This window comes from uncultured Maribacter sp. (assembly GCF_947495965.1).
Classification (GTDB): domain Bacteria; phylum Bacteroidota; class Bacteroidia; order Flavobacteriales; family Flavobacteriaceae; genus Maribacter_B.
Genome location: NZ_CANMBB010000013.1, coordinates 22,228 through 31,150 on the forward strand (window position 1 = coordinate 22,228; position 8,923 = coordinate 31,150).

Below are 8,923 nucleotides of genomic sequence, written 5' to 3' on the forward strand. Positions count from 1 at the left end.
AATGAGCCTCAGTAAAAAAATAGGCCTTTTTCTAGGACCTATAGTATTTTGTATTGGTATTAATTTACCTTTTTATTTAATCTCTGATAAAGGAGATGCAGTACTAGCTGTAGCACTTTGGATGATTGTTTGGTGGATTACAGAAGCGGTTTCTATCTCTGTTACTGCGCTGTTACCATTAATTTTATTCCCTCTCTTAAAAATAATGCCCATTGCAGAGGTTGGTGCCAACTATGGTAGCCCAATTGTATTTTTATTTTTTGGTGGTTTTGTAATGGCTCTTGCCCTAGAGAAAGTAAACCTACACAAACGCATTGCACTTAACATTATAAAAATAACAGGCACTACTCCCAATAAAGTAGTTCTTGGTTTTATGATTGCAACCGCAACTTTGAGTATGTGGATTAGCAATACAGCAAGTACGGTAGTTATGTTACCTATAGCCATGTCTGTAATAGGATTATTAATTAATGATGCCGATGGTTTTACTAAAGAAGACCAAAATTTTGCCCTGAGCGTAATGTTAGGAATAGCTTTCTCTGCCAATGCTGGTGGTATAGCAACGGTAATTGGAACACCTCCAAATTCTGTCATGATAGGCTTATTAGAAAGTGAATATAATATTCAAATTTCATTCTTAAAATGGATGGTCATTGGAGTTCCTTTTTCCTTTACAATGATTACTATAAGTTATCTTGTTTTAGTTAAATGGATGTTCCCCAATAAAAATTTAAAATTTAATGCCTCTAAAGGTGTTATTGAAGAGGAGCTAAAAAAGTTAGGACCAACTAGTGGGAAAGAAAAAATGGTATTAATCATTTTTGGAATCACTGTTTTTCTTTGGGTGTTTAGAACTCTAATAAATACTATTTTTCCTGAATTAGGACTATCCGATACCATTATAAGTATTATGGCAGCAATAGCTTTATTTACAATTCCGTATAATTTAAAAAAAGAAGATTCTATTATTAAATGGCAAGACACCAGTAAATTAGCTTGGGGAATTTTAGTCCTCTTTGGAGGGGGTTTGGCATTAGCTAAAGGCATGTCTGTTAGCGGTATTGTAGATTTAGTTGCCAACACTATTGCTGCAAGTAATATCCCTATTTTTACTACTGCAGCACTGCTTATTTTTTTAATGTTGTTTATGACAGAACTTATGAGCAATGTAGCACTTGTTGCCCTTTTAGCACCTGTAGTAGCTGGTATTGCTATTGGTTTAGAAATACCTATTCTATATCTATTAATTCCTGTAACTATGGCTAGTAGTTGTGCTTTTATGTTACCTATGGCTACACCACCAAACGCAATAGTATTTGCAAGTGGTTATATAAAAGTACATCAAATGGCTCGTGTTGGTGTTATACTAAATCTTATTGCAGTAGCATTATTAATCATACTGTTTCAGTTTATATTACCCTTATTATTTTAAATAAGAAAACCCCTGTCTCCACAGGGGTCTAAACTAACTAACTCAAAAAATAACTAACTTAATTTTTAGTTTACCGCAAACGCATTAAAGCTTGCTGGTAAAAATATATTTGTATCTAAATCTACTGTAATAGTATCATTAGCATCAATGTAATTAATACTTTGTACGTCTTTAGCATAACTGTAAGCATCAAAACCAGAAGGTAAGTACTTTGTAAAATCTTCTTCTTCTATTAAAGAATCCTCTACATAAACCACACTATTTACATTAAAATAAAAAGTATTTGGATCAAAGCTTTCTGGCAAATAATCTGCTGTATTAAATCCTAAATCTATTTCTACTTCTTCTTCTATGTATTCAATAGAATTAATATCAAAATCTTCAACGTTCTTAGCAGGAGTATTGTTTGCAAAAACTCCTTGGCATATTGCCAATCCTAAGATAATAGATAAACTCATTCTTTTGTAATTCATAACTTTCAGGTTAAATTCTGTGCAAAGGTAAAACCCTATTTTTATGTTATTATTGCGTTTAATGATTTCTTAACATTGGGGAACACAAGCCCAAAAATACACTTTAGCAATACCCCTCTATAAAAATTATGAATATGGTAATATGCTGTTTATAATGTTATCACTTACACATTTTTTATAGGGTATTTTTACGACAAAAAAATATGCACTTTTTATGTTTATTTTTTTATAACGGTTAGCATAGATGCATTTCATCGAGGAATTTTGGTTTTAAACTACAAATTAGTCTTAAAGGTAAAGCCCAAAGAAAACTTTGGGCTTTACACATAGCTAATTCAAAGAATTTAAAAATGACAACTCTTTATATATAAGACGCAACATAATTTTAAATGTTACACTTAATCGAAAAAAAATAAGCTTTCGATAAACGGTATAATAGTATTATACTAAAAGCCGTTATTACCACATTATAATAGTCTTTTACAATGAATGAGGAGCAGTTAACAACATAACTGATTTTAATTTAATTAATGAAAGAAATTAAATGTCCCCAAATTATGACCTACAAAACAAAGAGTTTCATTTATTTTAGTGTATTTATTGCTACAGCATTAGTATATTACATCTCAGATTCTTCAATAGAAGCTGAGGCAGAAATCTATGCTGCAAAAGAAAAAATAATAATAGAATCTACAGATACTACAACAACCACTGCAGAAATAAAGTTAGAAGATAAAGAATAGCACCAAGCTTATTTTTATAAAGAAAAGGCACAACATGCATGTTGTGCCTTTTCTTTATAAAAAACCTATACCTTAATATATAGGTACAAATTTTAAGTAATTATGAGCAGGTAAAAAACATCGATAAAATACATATTCCTTATGCAAATAGATGAACTGCAAAATTCATCGATTAAAAAAACGCTTTTACCACACTTTTAGGACTTTTCACATCTAAATAATAGCATTTGGCAACAATGCACTTTTTAGTACTAAGATGCAGCCTACCTTTGGAGAAGAAATTAAAAAACCCCGAATCATGACTTATAAAATAAAAAGTTTAGCGTATTTAGTAGCATTTGTAGCAATAGCATTTACATACCATATTACAGACTCACAAACAGAAAACAAAACGTATACAGAAACTGCAGAGTTACTACAAACCAATACGAACAATACCATTTCTACTACTGCGGTAGAAATACAAGAAATAAAATAACCCCCCAAATTAACCTACTTAAAAAAAGGCGCAGAGGCTACTCTGTGCCTTTTTTGTTTTTTACCCTAAAGCTGTTAAAAAATTCACAAAGTAGTGCATACTATTAAACCTTAATACAAAATAACAGTCTTAGGAGTATAATCTTTAAAAAATAAAAACATGAAAAAGATATTTGTAACATTATTAGTTTTAGTTGGCATAACCGCCATAGCACAAAGACCAGAAGGAAAAAAGCAAGATTCTAAAATGGAAGATTTTACTCCAGAACAGATAGCTACATTGCACACCAAGAAAATGACCCTAGCCTTAGACCTTACAACTGCCCAACAAAGCAAAGTAAAAGCCTTAACTCTAGAAAATGCTAAAGAACGAAAAGAAAAAATGGAAGAGCGCAAAGCCAAGCGCAAAGATAAAGAAGGAGTAAGACCTACAAAAGAAGAACGTTTTGCTATGCAAAATGCTATGTTAGACCATAAAATTGCTCAAAAAGCTAAGATGAAACAAATACTTTCTGATGAGCAATATACGAAATGGGAAAAAATGCAGGCGCATAGGTCTAAAAGAATGGGAAAGCATAAAAAATATGTTAAAAAAAGAAAAGGACCTAAAAAAGAAGAAAAATAAGAGTTTTTTATTACGTTTTTTATTGTTGAATGTTAAGCCGTATTTGTAAAGAATGCGGCTTTTTATATATTTATTAATGGGTTAAGTAAATTTTAAAAATCCTATTCTCTTTTTTTATTCCTACAAATTAAAATGTTTTTTTATTTACAAATATTATATTTGATGTAAACGAGAACAAAATGTCCTGTTATCCGGAAATGTATAGGGGATATGTTGGAATATTGTTCTCGATATAACAAGTTACCTGCAAGCTAAAAAAAAGCCGCCACACGGTCAAGCACATTTCATTTTGTTCGTGCCTCACAAAATAAAAAGAGCTTGCCCTTCCCCACCGCCACCCGATTGAAAATAACTTATGAAATGTAAATATTATTAGCAATAAGTTAATATATTTGCGTAAAACACAAATTAATTGGCAAAAGTGGAAATAAATAGAATCAAAGTCGCACTCGCAGAAACTAGAAGAAAAAATAAATGGTTAGCGGAGAAACTTGACAAAGACGAATCTACAATATCGCAATGGTGCACTAATGCTAGACAACCATCTTTGGAAAATTTACTAAATATTGCTAATGCATTAGATATTGACATTAGAGAACTATTATACTCAACCAAAGAAAGTGCTTAAATGAATAATTCTAAAAAATATATAGACCTATTCTCAGGTTGCGGAGGACTTTCTCTAGGATTGCATAATGCTGGATGGAAAGGTGCTTTTGCAATTGAAAAAAGTGAGGATGCTTTTAAAACTCTTGAACATAATCTAATAAAAAAGAAAAAGCACTTTGATTGGCCAAATTGGTTAGAACAAAAACATCACGATATAAATGAAATTCTCGAAAATAATTCTGAGAACTTAATTAAGTTGAGAGGCAAAATTGATTTGGTAGCAGGTGGTCCGCCTTGTCAAGGTTTTTCAATGGCTGGAAGAAGAATTGAAAATGACTCTAGAAATGACTTAATTAACTCCTATATTAAATTTATTGACTATGTCAAACCAAAATTGATATTCTTTGAAAATGTCAAAGGTTTTACTCTTGGCTTCAAAAACAATGACAAAAAAGGAAGAGCATACTCGACTTATGTTGTCGAGCAATTAGAAAATTTAGGATATTCTGTAAAAGGCCAATTAATAGATTTCTCAAAATATGGAATTCCTCAAAAACGTACAAGGTTTATTTTAGTTGGTATTCAAAATGATTTCATCAAAGAAAATCCTTCTATAAATAAAGAAAGTTTTTTTAATGGAATTCAAGATAACAAAGAAGCCTTTTTAGTTAGTAAGAATCTTACTATGAATCCAACTTTGGAAAATGCAATTTCTGACTTATTACAGTCTAATGGAGTGATAGAATCTGAAACACCAAAATTTAAAGAAGGTGTTTATGGTGAAGCTTTATCAGAATATCAAAAATTTGTTAGAAAGTATAAAAGAAAAAACAGTAAAGTTGATAGTCACAGATTTGCAAAACATACTGAACCAATAAAAGCTAGGTTCAAAATTGCATTAGATGAAAAACTAACAAGTTCAGCTTATAGAGAAAGATTTCAGCTTAAAAAAAGTAGCACAAAGATTCTTGAAGCGAACAAACCTACCCCAACAATTACAACATTACCAGATGACTATATTCACTATTGTGAACCGAGAATAATGACCGTTCGTGAATATGCGAGAATACAATCTTTTCCAGACAACTATGAGTTCAAAGGAAAATATACTACAGGAGGAAAAAGAAGAACTCAAGAAGTTCCTAGATATTCACAAATTGGAAACGCAATTCCGCCATTATTTGGAGAACAAGCTGGTGTAATTCTAAAACAGCTTATATCCTAATGCAGAAAACACCTTTACAATTTAAAATTAGTTCTGCATTAAAGAATATCATAGGAAGTGACTTAATTAGTGATGATTTCATTGCTGTTTTCGAACTTGTCAAGAATTCTTATGATGCTCACGCAACAAAAGTTGAAATCACATTCGAAAATATTTATTCCGAAAATGCTAAAATCATAATAAAAGATAATGGTAAAGGAATGAATTATGATGACTTAATTAATAAATGGCTTTTTGTTGCCTATTCTGCTAAAAAAGAAGGTACAGAAGAAGATAGTTATGATTATCGCGATAAAATAAAAATAAAAAGAGCTTACGCAGGAGCAAAAGGTATTGGACGTTTTTCTTGTGATAGACTTGGTGGTGAACTATACCTGGAAACAATAAAAGATGAATTAAATTCTAAAGTTGAAACATTACTTACAGAATGGGACAAGTTTGAAGGCAACTTAAAAGAAGAATTTGTAAATATTAGCGTTATTCACGAGACTATCGCTAAAAGTAACTACAATATTGAACACGGTACAGTATTAGAAATAACTAATCTAAAAAGTGATTGGAATAAAGACAAGTTTCTCGATTTAAAAGATGCATTAGCTAAGCTTATTAACCCCAATACACAAATTGAAGGTGACCAGTTTAAAATAGAACTGATTGTTCCTGATGAAATTGAAAATGACAAGAATGAAAGTGAATATCAAAATACTGTAAATGGAGAAATTCAAAACTTAATTTTCGAAACATTAGAAATTAAGACCACAAAAATTATCAGTACAATAGACAATGGTAAAATAACAACTAGTCTAACTGAAGGAGGAAAATTAGTTTATAAAATAATTGAATCAAATTCATATAATTTTTTAAATAATGTAGACGTTCACATATATCACTTAAATCAGTCTGCAAAGTCAACTTTTACTAGACGAATGGGAACACAACCCATTCAATATGGACACGTATTTGTTTACAAAAATGGATTACGTATTTATCCTTATGGAGAAAGAGGTGAAGACCCTTTTAAAATGGATAATCGAAAAACTCAAGGTTATAGTAGATATTTAGGGACTAGAGATGTACTAGGTTATATTTCGATTGCTGAACCAAATGAACTTCTAAAAGAAACATCTAGTAGAGGTGATGGCTTAATTAAAACAAAAGCATATTTCGAACTTGTAGATTGGTTCTATTCATCAATCAAAAAATTAGAAAAATATATCATTGATATAACTGATTGGGGAAACGAATTATCTAATGAAGATTACATAAAATTAGATAATCAAAGCCAACAAGAGGCTATTGAAAAACTGGTTACTAATCTTACAAAATCGAAAGAATTAATTTCTTTTGAGGTTTCCCCAGAAATTTTTGAAATAGTAGACAAAAAACAAGAGAAATCAACTAAAAACACTCTAACTAAAATTAAAAAACAGTTAGAAAGTGATGATTATGATAAAGACGAAATTGTTAATAGTATTTCTAAAATTGAAAAAAACCTTGATGATTTAAAAAAGTCAACTGAAGAAGCTTCAGATGAAGCTTTAGATAGCTTAATCAAAAATGAGGAGTTAGAAACTAATCTAGAAACTGAAAAGAAAAAAGGTGCGTTTCAAGGTTCTTTGATTGGAACTGATAAGGAAAGAATAGTTGGGCTTCAGCATCAAATCTATCATTCGTCAAGTCGTGTATCAAGAAACTTAAAACTCTTAATTAAACACCTTGGTCCAGATAATATTGATGATAAAACACAAAAGTACATCAAGACAATTTCATTAGAAGCATCCAAGATAAACTCTATTGCAAATTTCGTAACGAAAGCTAATTTTAATCTTAAAGCTTCTGAAGTTAAAATGGATTTAGTTGACTTTATTAAGGATTATATTAATGAACTTTATTTATTAGAAGACAAAGTTATTGATACTAAAATGAGTATGATAATTTCTGGTCTTGAAAACAAAGAGTTTGTAAAAGAGTTTAGACCTCTTGAAATCACGACAATAATTGATAATATAATTTCTAACGCAGAAAAAGCTGAAGCAAATTCTTTAAAGATAAATTTTGCGGAGCAAAAGAATAACCTTGTTATTTCTTTTAAAGATGATGGAAAAGGAATTCCTGAAAAGAATCTTGTTAAAATCTATGACCTTGGTTTTACAACTACTAATGGCTCTGGAATTGGATTATTTCAAGTGAATGACATAGTAAAAAATAGCCTAAAAGGTGATATAGATATAGAATCAAAGATAAAGGAAGGTACAACCATTAAAATAACTATCAAATGAAATTAGATTACAAAATATTATGGTTGGATGACCAAATCAAAGACTTTATCGAAGACGAGATTATAGAAGAAGTTGAGGAATATTTGTCTCTACAAGGTTTTAAACCAGAAATTATCACAACCTCGAAGTCAGATGAATTTTTCGAAAAACTTGACAATTCATATGACCTTATACTTACAGATTATCATCTTAATGACATAAATGGTGATGAAGTAATTAAAAAAATCCGTAGTCAAGATTATTCAGTAATGACAGAAATTCTTTTCTATACGGCAAAGGCTGATTTAAAAGATACCGATAAGATTAGTAGAGTAAGTTTCCTTGAAACAAACACTCTTCTTGGTGACCACAGAGATGAAGTATTAAGGGCTACAATAAATTTGATTGAACTTACAATTAAGAAGTTTCAGAGTATAGTTGCTATGCGTGGTATGATTATGCACGAGACTAGTAGTTTAGATGTTGAAATGGAAAATATTCTTCAAAAAATAGTAGATAGTTCTCAAGCACCAGAAGAAGTTATTGCTACAATTAAAAAGAAGTATATAAAATCGAATGAGGAGTTCAATAAATATATTGACAAAGTTGAAGATATTGAATCAATTTTAAGAACTATAGGTGCTTCTCATAGATGGAGAGCAATAGTTAGAAATTTAAGTGATGGGGAAATAAAGTCTATAATGGCAGACTATGAAAAAGAAATCATTTTGATTAGGAATAAATTTGCACACGCTGAATTAATTGATGATGGCGAGCGTCAGTATTTCAGAGACAGAAAAAATGGATTAGATTTTAATGAAGACTTCTGTAAAAAAGTCCGAGAGGATTTATTAAAACATAAAGGGAATATTGACAGTTTGAATTCGGAATTGGGGAAATAGTCAACGCAAGTTCAAGCACATTTAAAGTTTGCTCGTGCCTCACAAATTTAAAAGAGCTTTCACGCCAACGCTAGCAAGTTTGCGGAAAGAAAGCCAGCCAGGTAATCGAGTAGACGGCTCTCCCCATAATTGAGGAGAGTGCGCCTCTCACACCACCGTACGTACGGGTCTCGTATACG

At 30.7% G+C, this 8,923-nt stretch carries 9 protein-coding genes; 8 read left to right on the top strand and 1 reads right to left on the bottom strand.

Features of this window, described 5'->3' with window-relative positions; all coding sequences use genetic code 11:
• Window position 1 precedes the first annotated feature (1 nt).
• Window positions 2-1,432 carry a DASS family sodium-coupled anion symporter gene (locus Q0820_RS16640; RefSeq protein WP_298489381.1) on the top strand — a complete coding sequence of 477 codons (1,431 nt, stop codon included), beginning with the start codon at window positions 2-4 and terminating at the stop codon, window positions 1,430-1,432.
• Between the two features lie 65 nt (window positions 1,433-1,497).
• On the opposite strand, the gene Q0820_RS16645 is transcribed toward Q0820_RS16640, so the two are convergent.
• Complete coding sequence (locus tag Q0820_RS16645) at window positions 1,498-1,905, bottom strand: hypothetical protein (RefSeq protein WP_298489383.1); 408 nt, start codon at window positions 1,903-1,905, stop codon at window positions 1,498-1,500.
• Window positions 1,906-2,462: 557 nt separating this feature from the next.
• Here Q0820_RS16645 and Q0820_RS16650 point away from each other — a divergent pair.
• The 7 genes from Q0820_RS16650 to Q0820_RS16680 all read left to right on the top strand — a co-directional run bounded on the left by Q0820_RS16650 (window position 2,463) and on the right by Q0820_RS16680 (window position 8,744).
• Complete coding sequence (locus Q0820_RS16650) at window positions 2,463-2,648, top strand: hypothetical protein (protein WP_298489385.1); 186 nt, start codon at window positions 2,463-2,465, stop codon at window positions 2,646-2,648.
• 298 nt (window positions 2,649-2,946) lie between these two features.
• Window positions 2,947-3,126: a hypothetical protein gene (locus Q0820_RS16655; RefSeq protein WP_298489387.1), complete on the top strand. Its 180-nt coding sequence runs from the start codon at window positions 2,947-2,949 to the stop codon at window positions 3,124-3,126.
• A gap of 159 nt (window positions 3,127-3,285) precedes the next feature.
• On the top strand, window positions 3,286-3,750 hold the full coding sequence (locus Q0820_RS16660; protein WP_298489389.1) for a Spy/CpxP family protein refolding chaperone: 465 nt from the start codon (window positions 3,286-3,288) through the stop codon (window positions 3,748-3,750).
• Between the two features lie 412 nt (window positions 3,751-4,162).
• On the top strand, window positions 4,163-4,378 hold the full coding sequence (locus Q0820_RS16665) for a helix-turn-helix transcriptional regulator (RefSeq protein ID WP_298489391.1): 216 nt from the start codon (window positions 4,163-4,165) through the stop codon (window positions 4,376-4,378).
• Window positions 4,379-5,584, top strand: coding sequence for a DNA cytosine methyltransferase (locus tag Q0820_RS16670; protein WP_298489393.1), 1,206 nt, complete (start codon window positions 4,379-4,381; stop codon window positions 5,582-5,584).
• Window positions 5,584-7,863 carry an ATP-binding protein gene (locus Q0820_RS16675; protein ID WP_298489395.1) on the top strand — a complete coding sequence of 760 codons (2,280 nt, stop codon included), beginning with the start codon at window positions 5,584-5,586 and terminating at the stop codon, window positions 7,861-7,863. Before Q0820_RS16670 ends, Q0820_RS16675 begins: the two co-directional genes overlap by 1 nt.
• The gene (locus Q0820_RS16680; RefSeq protein WP_298489397.1) at window positions 7,860-8,744 is read left to right on the top strand and encodes a response regulator; all 885 of its coding nucleotides are present in this window, start codon (window positions 7,860-7,862) and stop codon (window positions 8,742-8,744) included. The genes Q0820_RS16675 and Q0820_RS16680 overlap by 4 nt, the downstream gene beginning before the upstream one ends.
• Window positions 8,745-8,923: the final 179 nt, after the last annotated feature.

Excerpts from the sequence above, each read along its gene's own strand:
- Q0820_RS16640 (WP_298489381.1), top strand. The coding sequence starts at position 2 with ATGAGCCTCAGTAAAAAAATAGGCCTTTTTCTAGGACCTATAGTATTT.
- Q0820_RS16645 (WP_298489383.1), bottom strand. The coding sequence starts at position 1,905 with ATGAATTACAAAAGAATGAGTTTATCTATTATCTTAGGATTGGCAATA.
- Q0820_RS16650 (WP_298489385.1), top strand. The coding sequence starts at position 2,463 with ATGACCTACAAAACAAAGAGTTTCATTTATTTTAGTGTATTTATTGCT.
- Q0820_RS16655 (WP_298489387.1), top strand. The coding sequence starts at position 2,947 with ATGACTTATAAAATAAAAAGTTTAGCGTATTTAGTAGCATTTGTAGCA.
- Q0820_RS16660 (WP_298489389.1), top strand. The coding sequence starts at position 3,286 with ATGAAAAAGATATTTGTAACATTATTAGTTTTAGTTGGCATAACCGCC.
- Q0820_RS16670 (WP_298489393.1), top strand. The coding sequence starts at position 4,379 with ATGAATAATTCTAAAAAATATATAGACCTATTCTCAGGTTGCGGAGGA.
- Q0820_RS16675 (WP_298489395.1), top strand. The coding sequence starts at position 5,584 with ATGCAGAAAACACCTTTACAATTTAAAATTAGTTCTGCATTAAAGAAT.
- Q0820_RS16680 (WP_298489397.1), top strand. The coding sequence starts at position 7,860 with ATGAAATTAGATTACAAAATATTATGGTTGGATGACCAAATCAAAGAC.